This is a genomic window from Shewanella algidipiscicola (assembly GCF_003605125.1).
GTDB classification, from domain to species: Bacteria; Pseudomonadota; Gammaproteobacteria; order Enterobacterales; family Shewanellaceae; genus Shewanella; species Shewanella algidipiscicola.
Window position 1 is genome coordinate 1 of sequence record NZ_QPQT01000008.1, and the last position, 17,414, is coordinate 17,414.

Annotated in this window: 12 protein-coding genes; 5 read left to right on the top strand and 7 right to left on the bottom strand. The window is 46.3% G+C overall.

Translation table 11 applies throughout. The features are described 5' to 3' along the window. Positions 1-1,605: 1,605 nt before the first annotated feature. A complete protein-coding gene (torS, locus tag DVO77_RS09950) occupies positions 1,606-4,605 on the bottom strand; it encodes a TMAO reductase system sensor histidine kinase/response regulator TorS (RefSeq protein ID WP_119978246.1) in 3,000 nt (999 codons plus the stop codon). A gap of 97 nt (positions 4,606-4,702) precedes the next feature. Between torS and torT the strand changes: the two genes are divergently transcribed. Next, positions 4,703-5,794, top strand: coding sequence for a TMAO reductase system periplasmic protein TorT (torT, locus tag DVO77_RS09955; protein WP_119978376.1), 1,092 nt, complete (start codon positions 4,703-4,705; stop codon positions 5,792-5,794). Here the strand turns inward: torT and torR are convergent. Beyond that, on the bottom strand, positions 5,791-6,501 hold the full coding sequence (gene torR / locus DVO77_RS09960) for a two-component system response regulator TorR (RefSeq protein WP_110458217.1): 711 nt from the start codon (positions 6,499-6,501) through the stop codon (positions 5,791-5,793). The genes torT and torR overlap by 4 nt on opposite strands. 331 nt (positions 6,502-6,832) lie before the next feature. Between torR and DVO77_RS09965 the strand changes: the two genes are divergently transcribed. Together DVO77_RS09965 and DVO77_RS09970 are read left to right on the top strand one after the other, a co-directional pair. Then, positions 6,833-7,201, top strand: a complete 369-nt coding sequence (locus DVO77_RS09965; RefSeq protein WP_119978247.1) for a PilZ domain-containing protein — start codon at positions 6,833-6,835, stop codon at positions 7,199-7,201. A 242-nt stretch (positions 7,202-7,443) separates the two neighbouring features. Continuing rightward, positions 7,444-7,929: a mechanosensitive ion channel family protein gene (locus DVO77_RS09970; protein WP_110458219.1), complete on the top strand. Its 486-nt coding sequence runs from the start codon at positions 7,444-7,446 to the stop codon at positions 7,927-7,929. 259 nt (positions 7,930-8,188) lie between these two features. On the opposite strand, the gene radA is transcribed toward DVO77_RS09970, so the two are convergent. After that, complete coding sequence (radA, locus tag DVO77_RS09975; RefSeq protein ID WP_110458220.1) at positions 8,189-9,562, bottom strand: DNA repair protein RadA; 1,374 nt, start codon at positions 9,560-9,562, stop codon at positions 8,189-8,191. 205 nt (positions 9,563-9,767) lie between these two features. Between radA and DVO77_RS09980 the strand changes: the two genes are divergently transcribed. After that, on the top strand, positions 9,768-12,170 hold the full coding sequence (locus tag DVO77_RS09980) for a PilZ domain-containing protein (protein WP_119978248.1): 2,403 nt from the start codon (positions 9,768-9,770) through the stop codon (positions 12,168-12,170). Between the two features lie 23 nt (positions 12,171-12,193). Here DVO77_RS09980 and DVO77_RS09985 read toward each other — a convergent pair whose 3' ends face one another. Both DVO77_RS09985 and serB read right to left on the bottom strand, forming a co-directional pair. Beyond that, positions 12,194-13,114, bottom strand: a complete 921-nt coding sequence (locus DVO77_RS09985) for an alpha/beta fold hydrolase (protein WP_119978249.1) — start codon at positions 13,112-13,114, stop codon at positions 12,194-12,196. A 274-nt stretch (positions 13,115-13,388) separates the two neighbouring features. After that, positions 13,389-14,378 carry a phosphoserine phosphatase SerB gene (gene serB / locus DVO77_RS09990; protein WP_119978250.1) on the bottom strand — a complete coding sequence of 330 codons (990 nt, stop codon included), beginning with the start codon at positions 14,376-14,378 and terminating at the stop codon, positions 13,389-13,391. A gap of 42 nt (positions 14,379-14,420) precedes the next feature. Here serB and DVO77_RS09995 point away from each other — a divergent pair, with 42 nt between their 5' ends. Beyond that, positions 14,421-15,212 carry a YtjB family periplasmic protein gene (locus DVO77_RS09995; RefSeq protein WP_239473313.1) on the top strand — a complete coding sequence of 264 codons (792 nt, stop codon included), beginning with the start codon at positions 14,421-14,423 and terminating at the stop codon, positions 15,210-15,212. A 173-nt stretch (positions 15,213-15,385) separates the two neighbouring features. Here the strand turns inward: DVO77_RS09995 and deoD are convergent, their stop codons facing one another. Together deoD and DVO77_RS10005 are read right to left on the bottom strand one after the other, a co-directional pair. Beyond that, entirely contained in the window at positions 15,386-16,096 is a 711-nt protein-coding gene (deoD, locus tag DVO77_RS10000; RefSeq protein WP_110458224.1) for a purine-nucleoside phosphorylase, read from the bottom strand. Positions 16,097-16,191: 95 nt separating this feature from the next. Then, positions 16,192-17,409: a phosphopentomutase gene (locus tag DVO77_RS10005; RefSeq protein ID WP_119978251.1), complete on the bottom strand. Its 1,218-nt coding sequence runs from the start codon at positions 17,407-17,409 to the stop codon at positions 16,192-16,194. Positions 17,410-17,414: the final 5 nt, after the last annotated feature.

Below are 17,414 nucleotides of genomic sequence, written 5' to 3' on the forward strand. Positions count from 1 at the left end.
CAGGATAACCTCCTGCTTTCTTGTAAGTCTCTTCGTCAAAATATCACTTGTAAGTGTTTGTTGTAAATATGTTATTTAACAAAAAATACAGGTTAAACATGACAATTTAACAGATAAAAAAGATGCATAGGTGTTTACGAGGTCTGCATAGCACTTTTATATATATTACAAACTATTGATAATAATGAGTTAATGTTTAAAAGCTAGTATTATCGATGCGCCAATCAAACGATTTATGCATCTTTTTCATAGTAATTATCTTAACTTGAACTGTATATGATCCAGTTTTTTGATCGGTAGTGGATTACATCATGCGGGTGTAGCGATAAAAATTTCTAGGCCAGAAAATCTGCTCGTTACTGAACCCCGACAACGTGTTAACTCACTTTGGGGCAAAAGTACGTTAGCCTTTAATTCTGAGTTCACACCAAATACGGCTAAATCGAAGAGGCGATAGATATAAGTGTAAGCGCGGTTTTGGCCTTCGAAATCATGGATGATTTCGCAGAGCCCACACGGACGTGCTTGCGGTGAGCCAAAAGCGCGCTTGCACATAAGCTCACCGCAGGTGATAGATTGCCATGAAGGTTCACCTTCAAACACCCGTTCCAAAAAAGACTCCGCCAATCATTACCCAAACAAAGTAAAAAATGCCATACCTTCACTTCAAGGCCACCAAACTTTGGGGCAAAAGCTTCTTAGCCTTTAACTCACTAGTCGTATCAAATGAAGTCCAATCGAAGAAGCGTTAGAGATAGGTGTAAGCGCGGTTTTGGCCCTTGGCGGCATGGCCAAAAATGTTCCTTACATTTTTTGGCATTCCCTCCATCCATGGAGGTCAGATGCCGCCGTGGAGCGTATAGGGATATATTCACAGCGAGCCAAAAGAGCGCTTGCACCTAAAGCCTGCGGCAGGCTATTAATTGCCATTAAGGTGTGGCCTTCAAACACACTTAACAAATCAGATACGGCCAAATGCTACTAAAGTTAATCCCAAAAATGCCAAGCCTTCATTCCAAGGCCAGCACACTTTGGGGCAAAACTGTTAGCTTTCTACTCGCCACTCACACCAAATGCAGTCAAATCGAAGAGAGAAAATAACCCGGTGTAGATACAGCTGCGGACGTTGATGACAAGGATGCCATCGTCGAGCCTCCAAGGATGGCTCACAACGATATCCCTATCTAAAAGCCAGTTCGACAAAATATATCCATATACAAAAGCCAGTTCGACATCCTTGTCTCTCGTTCACGAGTATATGGCTGTCGCCAAGCTCACCCTGTCTCTCGTTCGTGGGCTCGAAGCTACGCTTCACTCACCGTGGAGCAGAAGTATCTACACATAAGCCTGCTGCAAGCAATTAACTACTTTGAAGATAAGATTTCAAACACACTTTCCAAAAAGATTTAGCCGAACGCTACTAAAGCTAATCCAAAAAATGCTAAAGATTCATTCCAAAATCTGCACACTTTGGGGCAGAAACGAGTTATACCTGAATGTCCGCTCGTGATCAGGAGCGAGCAAATCTAACACCCTACGACTATTAGATTTGATCGCGCTCGGCTGAGGAGTTTTGTCTGATGAAGTTCGAACCTATTCAGTTAATTACACCTCTTTATCTAACTCAGTAGTCATGGCTGCCAACGAGGCTGACCATAAGGCTTCGAGTTGTTGATACTGCTCACGACTCAAGGCTGCTCCAGCTGCCAGTTGCGTTTCGAGCCATTGACACTGCTTCATCAAGGCTAACATCCCCATACTCGCGCTACTGCCTTTTAACCCATGCAGCCATTTAGCAGCATCTTCGGGTAACGCGCTTAAACGAGCTAGCTGCTCGCGGCTCGAGGTTTGAAACAAGTTAAACATCTCGACTAGAGTGGCTTTGCCTATATATTGCCTATCTTCATCTAACTGGCGCTGATCGAGTAACTGGTAAGACAGTGTTGCATCTCTTGCTATTGCCATATTAGCTGTGTGTTCACCTGCTTGCTTGACTGGCTCATCTGGCGTTGTAGGGGCATCTTTGGCTGCAACCACACCGATCCAACTCATCAATGCTTGCATATTTAGCGGTTTGGCCAATACCACATCGAAACCGGCTTGCTGATAACTGACAACGTCCTCGCGTTGCAGCTGGGCGGTAAATGCCGCAAACTTAATCGGTGAGACTTTTCCCTCTCCCATCGGTTTTAATTGCCTAAGTAGCTCAAATCCCGACCCATCACCCAATTGAATATCGAGCATGATCGCATCGAATCCTCGTTCGTCAGCATAATAACAATTAAGCGCTTGTGCGCAGCTGGTCGCCAGCACGGCTTCATGCCCCAAATGAGCTAAAAAGCCTTGTGCTACCATGGCATTAACCTTGTTATCTTCAACCACTAGCACCCGTTGCTTCGATACTGTGTTGATGATTTCGCCACTGGCTTCTATCACCGCATTACAGGGAATTAACGGCACACTAAAACCAAACACACTGCCTTGCCCCTGCTCACTTTGCACCCATATGGTGTTGTGCTCACTCGCGGCATCTTCGCTTGCCTCTTGATTCATCACATCCACCAGCTCTTTACTGATGGCTAAGCCCAGCCCTGTGCCGCGCGAGCGACCTTGATTGGGCAAGTCACCATACACCTTAAACAGCTGCGCCTTATCCTCGTCACTGATACCAACTCCGGTATCGGCCACCTCAAAGTAGAGTCGCTGATCTTGTGCATATACTCGCAGGGTTATCCCGCCCTTGGGAGTAAACTTTATCGCATTACCCAATAAGTTGAGCAACACTTGGCGTAATTTAGGTCCATCAAGCAACACCCAGTCGGGCACATTGTCACTGACGAGCCTGAGCGATAAACCTGACAATCCGGCACCTGCTAACATAATGGCCACGATGTCGTCGAGCAGCGCGGGCAAGGCGACTGGGCGAGGCTCATTATTAAATTGTCCCTGCTCCAAACGTGAAAAATCTAAAATATCATTTAACACCGTTTGCAGCAGCGTGCCGCTGTATTGCGACAAGGCCAACATCTGTTTCTGCGCTGTGGGCAACGGCGATTGTCCCAGCAGGGTTAAAGTGCCTAATAACCCATTGAGCGGAGTGCGAATTTCATGACTCATCGTGGCTAAGAATAACGATTTAGCTTTACTGGCCTCCTCGGCAATAACCCTTGCCGCGCTGTGCCCCTTAGCCTCGGCGTCGAGCTGACGATTAGCCTCGGCAAGCTGTTGGGTTCTAGCTTGAATGGTTTTTTCCAGCGAGGCTTTATGCTGGATAAGCTCAGCTTGTAAATTCTGATTATGCCGCGTCTTTTGCTTAAACACTTCGATAGCCGATGCCATGGCGGTAAGCTCATCATCACCGTGTGGGTCTAATGCCACAGAGGTGTCACCGCGACTGAGGCGTGATAGCGCATGGGTCGCCTCATTTAAACGCAGTGCAATACCACGATAGATCACTCGATAGACCACTAGCAGCATTAAGATCAGCATCAATAGCCCCGTGCCCCATAATCCGGCTTTAGCCCAAAACAGTTGTTGTAAAAACTGCTGCCGCGCCTCGGTGGCTTTGGCTTGTTGCGCTTGCATGGCCTCATCTACCGAGCGATTTAACAGTGCCAGTTTTTCGGTTAAATTGAGTAGCTGCCGATTTTGCTGCGTTAATACCTGACCATAGCTTTGCTGCAACGCGAGCCCTTGGCTCACGCCGCGTAAAATGGCTAACTCTCTATCTAACTCGATGGCGCGTTCAGGATCACGTATCAAGCCCTTTAACAGCTCCAACGGCATCATATTTATTTGAGTCAATGACAACACCTGCGCCGAATCGGCCAATGTAGTAGGATCAACTTGATACACTTTACGCGTTGTGGGTACTAGATTGGACATGCTATTCAGCACTTTATTTAAACCTAGTTGCTGCTCGGGCGACTGCAGTAACTGCCCCACTAGAGCGATATGATGCACTAACGCTAAGGCACGGTTAAGTCGTTCTTGAATATCGAGATCATGCTCTATGATGGTGTCGAGCAGATGAGCCGTTTGTAACTCTCCAACAACTTGTGGATAGGCCAAGCTTAATTTAGCCAGTACGGCTGAGTCTACAATAGCCAGCTCTGCCTCGAGTAACTCAATGGCACGGCTGGCGGCGTCTGTTAATGCTTGTCCCTGCTCACTTAGTTTTTGAGCCAAAGTTAAACGCTCACCCACATGACGGCCTAATTGCGATAAATCACGTAAAATGTCGCCCGCGGCAAGCTCTAAACGGCGATCGTCTTCGACATTTAACGTTTTTAAACGTGCAATAGCTCCCAGTAAGTTACTGCCTTCTAATGATAATTTTCGACCTAAAAATGCTCGCTGCGCCTCCTCCTCAACCTGCTTTAGCCCTTGAGCATTATCCAGTAAGGCATTGGAGGACTGCATTAATTGCCGCGCAGCCTCGGAGGCTGGCAATGCCTCTTCATAGAGATATTGGTCTGCCTCTTTAACCCAATAAAGCGACACATTGCCTAGGGTGACGAGCAATAACAACAGCAGGCCTAGCAGACTAAACGCTACCATTAAACGGCCAACTAAGCTTTTACTTGATAACGATAACGCGCTCACTACACTCCTCAAACTGTTACACTACAATGAAGCAAGTTAAACTAAGATGCAGTTCCATGAGCTTACCCTTCTACTCTCTATCGATGAGCATCACTCTATGAGCCGCCTAAAAACGCCCTTACTCTACCTCATACTGACCTTGCCATGGTTAAGTTACCCAGCAACTGCAGACAATCATAGACCATGGATACTTGAGCAACGCAGCCCTTATAATGCCAAAGTGCAACAGACAAGCATTTTTGAACATACCGCTCTATTATCGTCTAAAAAACCTTGGCGCGTCTGCGTGTTAGTACCGCATCTTAAAGATGCCTATTGGATAGGCATCGATTATGGACTCGTCACCCAAGCCACACAACTGGGAATTGAACTCGAATTATTTGAAGCTGGCAGTTATTACGATAAAGACCGCCAACTGGCGCAGCTTGAACACTGTATGCAACAAGCTTTCGACGCTGTGTTACTTGGCAGTGTCGATCCGCTATTGCTGCGAGGCTACCAAGGACAGGTCAATAAGCCGATTATTGCGCTCGTCAATCGCCTTGACAGTGAACTGGTAACCACTCGCATTGGGGTCAACTGGTATCAAATGGGCTGGATTGGCGGCGACTATATCCGCCAATTGCTGACCAAGACTGCATCGAAGGATAATATTCGTTTGGCATTGCTCACAGGCCCCGAAAAAGTGGGCGGCACCACTTGGGTTGAACAAGGTGCCATTGATGCGTTAGCCAATAGCCCAGTTATCATCTCATCGAATCGTCATGCCGATAATAATCGCAACCTATATCGAGACCAACTGCATCATTTACTTAAAGATCATGTACCGGACTATATTCTAGGCAGCGCAGTTGCCATTGAAGCAGCAATAGGTGCATTGCAACATCAGCAACTGGACACCAAGGTCACTCTCGTCAGCAGTTATTTGTCGCCCGCTGTCCTTAGGGGGCTTTACCGACAAAAAGTGGCTTTTAGCGCCGATGATCAGGTGGTATTACAAGGCAAACTGGCCATAGATATTGTGGTGCGTGAACTTCAGGGCGCCGCTGCATTTGGTGATATTGGCCCAAAAATTATCGGCTTACACCAAGAGGTGCCCTCAGCCCATCAGTTGAGTAACAGCCTGGCCCCTGCCGATTTTTATCCCATCTATCGGGTCACCGCGTCTAATAAGGGGACCGACAACTAGTTGTCGACTTTGGCTGCAAACAGATATCCCTCACCATGCACGGTTACAAACAGCTCTGGATGCAGTTTATTGCGCAGGCGGCGAATAATGACATCTATGGTTCTGTCATTAACATCTTGATTTCGATGACTGGTCTGCTGCATCAAGCGCTCCCGAGACAGCACTTGCTGAGGGTGTAACGAAAATGCCGCCAACAACTCAAATTCGGCTTTGGTTAACTTAATACTCTCATCACCGCACTTTAATTTACGGCTATTAAGCTCTAGGATATACCCCTCGAACTCAATCACATCATCTTTACACTCTAGCTGGGCAATGGTTTCTTGCTGCGCTTTTTTTACCAATGACATACGCCAAAGCAGGTTTTTAACGCGCACCAGTAGTTCACGTAACTCAAAGGGTTTCGTTACATAATCATCGGCGCCCATTTCGAGACCGATGATCTTGTCAATGGCTTCATCACGCCCAGTCACTAAGATGATCCCTACATCGGAGCGACTTCTGAGCTCACGCGCTAAACTCAAGCCATCGACCCCGGGAAGGTTAATGTCTAACATCACTAAATCGACATGTTGACGAGAAAACTGCTGCCACATCTGTTCGCCATCTTCGGCTTCTATCACCCGATAGCCCTCTTTCTCAAAATAGCCCTTTAACCGAGCACGAATAACCGCCTCGTCATCCACCACCAGCACTGTATTAATCATAAGAGAATGAGCCATTACCCGCCCTGAATCGGTTATTTGCCTGAGAATAACGTCATTATTCACAATTTTTCATATTTGCCTACAAGCATATAAGTAATATTGTGAATCTGCGAGTTTAAATAACAACCTGTAACTTAAAACCCCTATTTAACATGGCTTAAGCTCACAAAGTAGCCACTTACCCAGTAATCACCACTAGCCACACGGCGATACCTCATGATTAAATAAAAATCATCAATGTAAAACAAGATTTTTACAGGTAGAGCATGTTAGCTTATGCTTACTCAATAGTGTACGCCCCCTACAGCGCTTAGGCTGTTAAGGATAGATAATGAATGAACGGCGCCAATTTTCGCGGATCTTATATGATGCGAAAGCGACACTCACTCAGGGACCAAACACCTGGCCAACCACAATCCATGATCTCAGCCTTAATGGCGCTCTTGTAGAGCAACCCGACGGATTATCGCTAAACGACCACCCCCTGCAATTAAGCTTTACCTTGGGCGACTCAGATGTTGTGGTATCGATGGAAACTCAATTGAGCCATCGACAAGATGATCTGCTGGGCTTGTCTTGCCTCTATATCGACCTTGATAGCATCAGTCACTTAAGGCGCATGTTAGAACTTAATTTAGGGGATGCGGAGCTACTCAACCGTGAGCTTAAACTGTTTGTAAAAGTGCACGAGCAAACTTAAATCCTCTGCAGTAGCCCAAGGTAAATGGCTTAGGCCAGTAGATCGATACAACAACGAAAGCAATCGCTCCATAATTAAAGTGATAATTGATTGAGAGCCATAACGCGCCTTAGCAAGGCGCTATTGAGTGATAATACAAGATTAAAAATTACTTTAGTGTTTTGCTTAAGCCATTTACACTGCGCATTAGGGTTGTTTCGCCAGCATTAGCTGGCATTATTTTAATAAAATGAGCAGATTAAATGAGCCAACAGATCATCCTCGCTATCATGGTTTTTGCCGCGTTTTTTATCTTAAGTGTGGTTATTGATAAGCTACTCAAAAAAGTCGAGACTCGGTTCGATTCGACTGCGTCTGAATCATTTCGATTAATCTCTAACTCGCAAAAAGCCATGTTACTTTTTATTGGTAGCATATTAGCCCTGTCAAAGATGGGCTTTGATGTAGGCGCATTAGTGGCAGGCTTAGGATTAACTGGCTTTGCGCTTGGCTTCGCCTTAAAAGATGCGATATCAAACTTAGTCGCCGGGATAATGATAGTACTTTATAAACCCATAAGAATGGGCAATACCATTGAAGTAACGGGCTCTAAAGGTACAGTGATTGACTTGAACTTACGTTATATCACGATCAAAGGAGATGGGGTGACTCACTTAATTCCTAATTCGCTGATTTTAAGTAATAAGTTGTCGATTATTGAGCCACAAGCCACCAGCGAATCTGAATAGCGTCCTTGAATAGCCATAGCCAAATGAGGCCTGAGGTGACGATTGATAACTGACCAACATCGGAGTCATGGCATCAGCTTGAAGCCCCCTTGCGAGCTCAGCCCTATGACTGGGCTCAGTTTCTGCTTAGGTTAAGATTCGCTTATCCAGTAACTGCGCGTCACTTTGATGTCACGCGCAGTTACTTAAGCGATTCGCCCCATATCTTTGCCTACACAATCTGCGAGTCAATTGCTATAACCGGTGACTCGATAAACCACTAGTGAATCAACTCGAGTAGCTCATGAATCGTTTTTATGGGGTGGATCTTAGCTCCTAAGCCTTCCATCGATTTATGGTAATTTCGAAACGGGATATAGATCTCAGTAAACCCATGTTGCACCGCCTCTTTCACCCGCGGTACACCACTGTCTATGGGGCGCACATCACCATTGAGGCTAAGCTCACCCATGATGCAGGTAGTTCTGGGCACCACAAAATCATTTAAGCTACTCAGCAATGCCGCAACCAGCGCCAAATCGATACAGGTTTCTGACTCATCGATTTTTAATCCGCCAACAAGATTAAAATAGGTGTCATGAAAAATCTTAGTGCGGGTATGTTTACGCAATATGCCAGTAAGCATCTTAATGCGGTTCATATTCAAACCGACACACACCCGCTGCGGGAACTCCCCTTCCGTTTCAGTTGTTAAACATTGTATTTCTAACAACAAGTTACGATTACCCTTGCGAATACAGGTGATGGCTGCGCCCGGCGAGTCGGTCGTGGAGCCCGACAGAAAGATTTCGCTGGGATTATCCACGCTTATCATGCCGCGCTCGGTCATCTTAAAAATACCCACGGTATCGACATCACCAAAACGGTTTTTATTGGCTCTGAGGGTACGCACTTGGCCATCATTGCACTCTAAATGGGTAAGGCAATCGACAATGTGGATCAGGGTTTGCGGCCCTGCGGTTTCATTATTTTTATTCACATGCGCCACTAAAAACATGGTGACGTTATTTTGCTTACAATATTGCGTCAGCGCCTGAGCACTACTTTTGACTTGCGAAGGCGAGCCTGGACTGCCATTGGCTAAGTCGGTCACCACCGCCTGAATCGAGTCGATCACCGCAAACTTAACTTGCTTTGCCTCAAGCTCGGCAATAATCGCCTCGACACTGGTTTCCGCCATCAGGTAGAGGTTATCTTCATTGCAGTTTAACTTGAGACGATTAACCCGGTTTTTAAACTGCGATAGCGACTCCTCTGCGGTGCAGTAGAGTGACGGCATGATCTGCGACATGCGTGACACCAGATCGGACAATATGGTGGTTTTACCCGCCCCAGGATCGCCAGAAATAATATTCACTGAACCTGTGGTTAAACCGCCACATAACACCCGGTCAAGTTCTCCAATACCCGTGAGCATTTTTTTGGCTTCAAACTCCTCCACTTCACTGAGTTTTTTCGAGCCACCGCCCACCGCACCAGCGTAACCCGATACCGATGTTTTAGCCGATTTACTTGGGGCTAATCGCACCTCAGTAATGGTATTCCACTCATGACAGGCACTACATTGTCCCTGCCAACGCGGAAAATCTTGACCACACTCGTTACATACATACGCTGTTTTATTCTTAGCCATAATCAATTCTAATGCCGTATTTCGATATAAATCGGTCGCACTGGCCGACCATAATGCCTTACACTGTTTCGATAATAATAATCATCAGTGTTCGCGCCCAAAAAAATTTGTTTTAATAAACAAAAGGCTATTAAGTTTTCCCACTTGCTGCCGACACAACATTAGCCGTCACTGAATCATTTCGCACCTTAAAAAGATACCGCCGATGAGTTTTGAGCAACACAACGCATTGATTGAACAGCTAAAACCTTTACTCATGGAAACTAATTTCGATGAGCTGTTCGATAATTTGACCGCGCAAGAGTCGAACTCTACGCGTTTCTTGCTCAAGATGGAACTCAAACGGCTCTCCTCATTATGCACTCGTATCATAGATTTAAGAGACAAGTCAGAGCTACCCTGCGAGACTTTTACCTGCGGCGAACAGAGCCACTTCATCGATACTCCAGCCAAAAACAGTTTTATCGAAGCCCTCGCTCTATATCAAGGCCATTATACCCTTGGTGTCTATGAGCAAGTGATGAGTGCCCATAAACTAAGATGCCAAAAATCCCGCAATAATAGAATCGAAAAACAAGTTGTCCCCCCCCCTTATCTCGCCTCAGGCACGGTATTAGGCAGCTATTTTAGCCGCAGCGAAGAGCGCATGAACTACTCCATTCGCATCGGCGTCATTCAAGCACCGTTAAGCGAGATCCGTGGTATTACCGTCGATTTATCAGTGGGTGGCGCCCGGGTACGCTTGCCGCTAGAACATGGGCTCAATACCGACAAACCAATACGAGTCAAACTGTTAGAGCTTAGTGACGAGTACTATTTTCAAGACTTACAACAAGGGGTCGACTACCAAGTGGTCGATATTGAGAGCAATCACGAATACAGTTGGTTACGCCTTAAGCGCATTGGTGGTAGCGATGCGTTATCCGACATGTTAGGCAAACTGATCCACAGTTATAAGTTTCGCTACAAGGTCGATATTAACGATATTTTAGTGGCGGCCAGTGGCTTGGGGTTTGAACGTCACTACTTACCACATCTGCCGCACCTGCCCTTATATGTCGAGCAAATCGATGGTCAATATGTGGTAACTCATAAGTTACTTAGTCGTGATAATCAGCGTTTACAACACTTCTTTATCGATGAAAAAGAGGTTAGCCAGCTGTCCGGCATGCTCACGCCATCACGGCTCAATGCCTTGATTAAGCACCCAGATAATGAAACGCACGCACTATTTTTTTGCTTTACCTTTCAGACTCAAGGCAATATCTTTTTTTACTCAGCCACTTTAGCTGAGCTGCTAGAACAGGATCTGCTGGGACTGTTTATCCACTTTGGTGCCAGTAAATCCAGTTGGAGCATCTTTAAGCTTGTCAGTCACCAAGTCGATCATCAAACCTCTTATAAATCGAGCATTTTGCCTGGTGATAGTAGCCATTATTCAGCGCTCACAGAGGCACAGCTTAAGCGTTTTACCCATGTGTTACAGCTAATCGATTTGACTAATGAAGAGATGCTAGAGCGTTACCGTCAGTGGCAACCTCAAGGACGAGAGGTCAATGAACTCAAACCTTTTGGTCAACAAAAAATCAACGAAAGCCAAATTAAGCTCTTGTCACTCCAGTTTACCGAAAGGCGTAATGAAGCCAGGTTCTCGTTTAAAACTCAGGTGAACATTAGCCAAGGCAAGCAGTCGGTCCCCGGTTTTACCTTAGACATCTCGGGCAAAGGCCTACAGGTTAACCTAGATGACCCAGCCGACTTTGACAGCAGCGAACCCTTACTATTGAGCTTTCCCAAATTGCAACCTTTAGCGGGTACAACCAAGTTATCGCAATTGCCATACCGATTAATCCGCACCCGTAAAAACGGCGTTACCATACATTTAGCCGCCATGATAGGTCACACTCAACATGTCGGCGTCGCCTTTTTAAACCGATTAATCGAAACCAATCGCGATAAACTAAAAAAATTAACTGAAGCCAATGGTGACATGAAAGAGTTGTCAGATGGATTAAAAAACTTACTCATGCGCGATCTTGTGTCTGTACCTTACTTTATCGAAAAAAATCCCAAGTCGGCGACATTAAGCGTATTAGGTGTAAGTAAGCATGCTAATGAAATCGCTGATTTATTTGCCGCTACCGCACAGCAATCGCTGCAATATAATCTGGCCAGCGTACTGGATAACGGACGTCTTAAACGTGACTTTATCGACCCTATACGTCAGCTGAAGCCCCAAGATGGACTCAACTTTTTTGAAGTCTTCCTACAGGTTTCAAGGCAATCTCAGGGACGCATAAAGCTAAAATGCATTACCCCACAAGAGATTGGCAATGAAGCTGCGCAAATTCATTTTATTCGCCAAAGTCAACACTTAGGTAAATTTATGGCATTGCGGGTTTATCGCGGCGCGACAGCAAAACCGGATCTGAGTTACATTAAGCGCGAGTTAGAACACATAAGCCTACACGCGCATCACAAAGCCACGCAGCTAGAACAATTGATGTGGCGGATCATAGGTGTTGGGGAATTTCTCGATATTACAGCCGAGGTACTATTACGCTACCCTAGCCCCTATCATGAACTTACCCAGCCGATTAAACATTAATGGCTCAACACCCCCTAGTAAGTTCACTTATCGGCACCATTTGCACATAGATACCAATTGAGCACCAGTGGAAAGTGATCGTCACAGGCATCTTTATGGGTGAGCATTTCAGCGTGGCCATAATCATGGCGATAGCCGTTGGCTTTAGATAACAAGGTATAGTCAACATCATGGCAGTGACACTCGGCGAGCATCCGCTGTACATCAGCGGGATTACCCAGTACCGCATCGCCTAAACCGGCAATAAACCAAGCTTTGGGCCAACCTTCACTAGACCCTAACTGCTTAGCCGCCTCTGCATAATTAAAACCATCATCATGATCTATCCAATCGCCTCGCACCCAATCGATACTTTGCGCGAGTGATGCTTTGCTCTCGTTGTCCATCCCCATGCGCCAACGGTCGGCAGCCAGATACCCATGACCTTTCGCAATGGCAGGTGCAAGGGTATTCCACGCCACATCGACCATCAACCACTTCTTAAACGAGCGCACTTTGATGGCACGTTTACTGCCAAAAGTGAGTAATGAGGCCACACTGTGCTGAAAAAAATCGAAACGAGCAATCGCACTGGCCATCAAGACTCCGCCCCATGAATGACCGCACCAATGCACTTTGCCAGCATGTGGGTGCTGAGACAAAATATAGTGCTGCACTAACGGCAACTGCTCGCGGATCACCTCACCTTGGCCATGGTTGGCGCCCGCGGCGAGCTTGGGCGTACTTAAGCCTCTGCCTAAGGTATCCAGTACATACACCACGAACCCTGCCTGAGCTAAATAACAGCCTAAACCTTTGCCGCTATCGCTATAAAACACCCGCCCATTAGACATGGCACCATGGAGCATCAATATTGGCGGTTGACTCATATCGGCATCGGGTAATTTAAGCTGCTTAAGGTGTAACTGACCTTGACGATAGGGAATATAAAGCGATTGCTGCATCAGTTTCAAAATGGCATCAACTAAAAATGAATTTTAACTAAGCTACTGACAAATATGAGCTAAAACAAGCAAATTAACTTAAACCGCACAGCTGGATCGCGCTAAGTAAACACTTGTTTAAAAAAATTAACTTATAGATCAGGCAATAAATCTCTGATTAAAACGGTGAGCTTGCAATAAATAATATGAGCGCTAAATAACAAGCTCAGCGCTTATCGGCACGTTGGGGAAAGAATAGGGACGATACTCAGTCGCAGCGTCCCCACCTTATTTATTATTGCTCGCTAAGATCGAGCAACATATAAGGTAAAACACGTAAATCTAAATGCGCTATAGCCGCATCGGCAGCAAGACGTAATTTGGGCTTGGCATGAAATGCGATACCAAAGTCGGCCATTTGCACCATAGGGATATCATTAGCACCGTCACCAATGGCGCAGCGCTGACCCGCTTTTATGCCCCACTGCGTTGCGCAGCGTGCTACGGTATCGGCCTTAAATTGTGCATCTACCACAGTGCCACGCACCTCACCTTTAAGGGTACCCGCTTCGATCACCAGCTCATTAGCATAGGCTGCATCTAACCCGAGCAAGTCTTTAAGGTGGCCGACAAATGGGGTAAATCCCCCCGAGGCTAATACCAAACGCCATTGGCACACTTGTAACAGGGTTATCATGGCTTCAAGACCCGGCATCAGAGGTAGCGTGGCACATAGCTTATCTATGATGCCCGCATCGGCACCGGCGAGCTGGCTCACACGAGCGCGTAAGCTTTGCTCAAAATCAAGCTCACCCTGCATGGCTCGCTCTGTGACTACAGCCACCGCCTCGCCGACACCGGCCATTTTCGCCAGCTCATCGATACATTCTATCTCAATGGCGGTGGAGTCCATGTCCATGACCAATAAACCGGGGAGATCTAATCTGACTGGCTGTTTGGGCATCTCAATCACCTCGAGTTTAGGTAAGGCGGATAAGAGAGCACGCTGCATTTCGGTTAAAGGCGAATTTAAACACAGCTCAACACACCAAAGTCCTAACGGACGTTGGATAGTCGCCATGCTCACCAACGAAGGCAGCGACATAAGGCTATCGGTGAGTGACGCCTCAAGGTCGACAACCTCATAAACCAAACGAACTCGCAAAGTCCTCTCTGGCGCCTCGGCCTCCGTATGGCGAACAAACGGCTTACCTTGGTATTCAAACTGGTCACAGGCCTGTTCATATAGCCACGAAAACAGTGAAGTTTGGTGCTGACTTTCCATTGGTGTTGCATCTCCGGCTATCGGGTTTAACCATAATCAATTATGATTAATCAAACCCTTATCATCTTCAGGTACAAAGTGTTTTTTCTTAAAGGACTCAAAAAAACCCAGCGGCTATCGCGATTACTGCAAATTGGCATTGCGCTAGTGCTTATGGTGGGCCTATTTCAATTATGGGAAACAAGCCTACTACAAGGTCAGCAGCTTCTAAAGTCCCAAACGCAAAAGATGGCACGATTACTAGTGCAACAGACCGCTTATGGTGCTGGACCTGCTTTGCAATTGCAAAATGATGAACAACTTCAGTGGCTAACCAGTGCATTAGTACTGGATCCTAAAGTCATGTCTGCCGCTATTTATAGTGAACAAGGCCAACGGCTCTCATTTGCGCAAAGCGTGACTAAGCAAGATTTAGATCCTGACTCCGAAGAGTTAAAGGCCCTATTAGCCGACTATCCGCCTTATGTTGAGGCGGTACTCCAAGGAGATAAAAATTTGGGCTATGTAGAGGTGCGTTTGGTGCCGGAACTGTTTTTTAACGAAATTAAAGAGGCGCATCAGCTCAATATGGAGCAACAACAGATGATGCTGATCATCGCCGGGCTGATTGGCATGTTGTTATCACGGGCATTATCGTTTAAGCGAGCCCACTTCGATCGTTTGAAGAGCAAAAGTAGGCTCGGAAAAAAATTGGCGGTAGCCCTCTCGGCAGACAGGAAAGCGAGCCCCAACGCGGCTCAATCTGACACGGCACCACAAGCAGAGTCTGAACTTGAACCAACTAAGAAGTCCACACCAGATAACGCTAAAACACAGGCAAACAAATCTGATTAACGTCACCTAAATCAGACATCAGGTTAACGCTAACTCTCAGGCTCACCTACATAGCTTGCTGCAAGGCGCTTAAAGTCCGATATCAGCTCACCGATAACGCAGTTAGTTTAATATGGGCAACAAAAAAACGGGCACTAGGGCCCGTTTTAATCGATTAAAAGTGGTTGAGCCAATTACAGAGTAATTGCAGCTTCCAATGTCATTTCAATCATTTCGTTGAAGGTAGTTTGACGCTCTTCTGACGTAGTTTTCTCACCGGTACGGATATGATCTGATACGGTGACAACGCATAAGGCTTTAGCACCAAACTCTTTCGCGACGCCATATAGACCAGCCGCTTCCATTTCGACACCTAGTACGTCCATTTTTTCCATTACGTCAAACATTTCTGGATCTGGCGTATAGAACAAATCGGCAGAGAATACGTTACCTACGCGGTACTTAGTACCACGAGCGTCGGCAGCTTTAACTACAGCGCTTAGTAGGCTGTAATCACAAATTGCAGCGAAGTCTTGGTTTTTGAAACGCAGACGGTTAGTTTGCGAGTCAGTACAAGCACCCATACCGATGATCACATCGCGCACTTTAACGTCGGTGCTTACCGCACCACAGGTACCAACACGGATTAGGTTTTTAACACCATAATCTTTAATTAATTCAGTTGCATAGATTGAGCATGAAGGAATACCCATGCCAGAACCCATAACTGAAATGCGTACGCCTTTGTAAGTACCCGTGAAACCTAGCATGTTACGCACGTCAGTGACTTGCTCAACGTTCTCAAGGAAAGTTTCAGCAATGTATTTAGCACGTAGTGGATCGCCTGGGAATAACACGGTATCTGCAAATGCACCGTCTACTGCATTAATATGTGGTGTAGCCATCTATTTAACCCCTATTTTTTTAGACTTAAGTCTTTCTAGTACTGGCGGAAAATCAGCTCCGCCAAATCAATAATTCTAGACCATTTACAGGTAGATTAACCTACAAATGATGTGCCATATTCCATCGGTTCAAGCTCAAAGTAGCTTGCGATACTCTGGCCAATATCGGCAAAACTGTTACGCAGCCCAAGCGAGCCTGCGGTTAACCCGGCGCCATAGGCTAATACCGGTACACGCTCACGGGTGTGATCGCTACCAGGCCAAGTAGGGTCACAACCGTGATCGGCAGTCAGCAGTAATAAATCATCGTCATCTAGCAGTGCCAATATTTCAGGTAAGCGGCTGTCAAAATACTCCAGTGCACGAGCATAGCCAGCGATATCGCGGCGATGACCGTAATGAGAGTCAAAATCAACAAAGTTGGTAAAAACTAGAGTACGGTCACCTGCCAGCTTAACTTGATCAAGTGTCGCATCGAATAGGGCTTCTAAGCCAGTCGCTTTCACTTTTTGGGTAATGCCACAGTGAGCATAAATATCGGCAATCTTACCAACACTGACCACTTCGCCGCCAGATTCTTTCAATTTATCCAGTACGGTTTTTGCTGGCGGTTCAACCGCGTAATCACGACGATTGCCAGTACGAGCGAAATCACTAGGGCCAGTGCCAACAAAGGGACGCGCAATAACGCGGCCAATGTTATATGGCTCTAGTTCTTCGCGGGCAATAATGCACAGCTCATACAGTTTCTCGAGACCAAAGGACTCTTCATGGCAGGCAATTTGGAATACCGAGTCGGCTGAGGTGTAAAAAATTGGCATACCTGAACGCATATGCTCTTCACCCAGCTCTTCTAAAATCGCGGTGCCAGAGGCGTGACAATTACCTAAATAATCGCTCAGACCCGCTCTTGCCAAAATCTTATCAGTCAGCTCTTTCGGAAAAGAGTTGGTTAGATCGCTGAAGTAACCCCACTCATAAAGCACTGGCACGCCCGCCATTTCCCAATGGCCGCTGGGAGTATCTTTACCCGAACTTAATTCATCGGCATGGCCATAAGCCCCAATGATCTCAACGTCATCGCTGAACCCCTGTGGCATCTTGCCCGTGCTCTCTTTAGCCGCTAGCGCTAACCCCAATTTAGCAAGGTTAGGCAACTTTAATGGCCCTTGGCGACCATCGTTGGCTTTACCTTCGGCGCACGCTTTAGCGATATTACCAAAGGTGTCTGAGCCTAAGTCACCAAACGCTTGTGCATCTGATGCTGCACCGACGCCGAATGAGTCAAGCATCATAATTACTGTTCTTTTCATCGTTT

Excerpts from the sequence above, each read along its gene's own strand:
- torT (WP_119978376.1), top strand. The coding sequence starts at position 4,703 with ATGAGCCGCCTAAAAACGCCCTTACTCTACCTCATACTGACCTTGCCA.
- torR (WP_110458217.1), bottom strand. The coding sequence starts at position 6,501 with ATGATTAATACAGTGCTGGTGGTGGATGACGAGGCGGTTATTCGTGCT.
- DVO77_RS09965 (WP_119978247.1), top strand. The coding sequence starts at position 6,833 with ATGAATGAACGGCGCCAATTTTCGCGGATCTTATATGATGCGAAAGCG.
- DVO77_RS09970 (WP_110458219.1), top strand. The coding sequence starts at position 7,444 with ATGAGCCAACAGATCATCCTCGCTATCATGGTTTTTGCCGCGTTTTTT.
- radA (WP_110458220.1), bottom strand. The coding sequence starts at position 9,562 with ATGGCTAAGAATAAAACAGCGTATGTATGTAACGAGTGTGGTCAAGAT.
- DVO77_RS09980 (WP_119978248.1), top strand. The coding sequence starts at position 9,768 with ATGAGTTTTGAGCAACACAACGCATTGATTGAACAGCTAAAACCTTTA.
- DVO77_RS09985 (WP_119978249.1), bottom strand. The coding sequence starts at position 13,114 with ATGCAGCAATCGCTTTATATTCCCTATCGTCAAGGTCAGTTACACCTT.
- serB (WP_119978250.1), bottom strand. The coding sequence starts at position 14,378 with ATGGAAAGTCAGCACCAAACTTCACTGTTTTCGTGGCTATATGAACAG.
- DVO77_RS09995 (WP_239473313.1), top strand. The coding sequence starts at position 14,421 with ATGATTAATCAAACCCTTATCATCTTCAGGTACAAAGTGTTTTTTCTT.
- deoD (WP_110458224.1), bottom strand. The coding sequence starts at position 16,096 with ATGGCTACACCACATATTAATGCAGTAGACGGTGCATTTGCAGATACC.
- DVO77_RS10005 (WP_119978251.1), bottom strand. The coding sequence starts at position 17,409 with ATGAAAAGAACAGTAATTATGATGCTTGACTCATTCGGCGTCGGTGCA.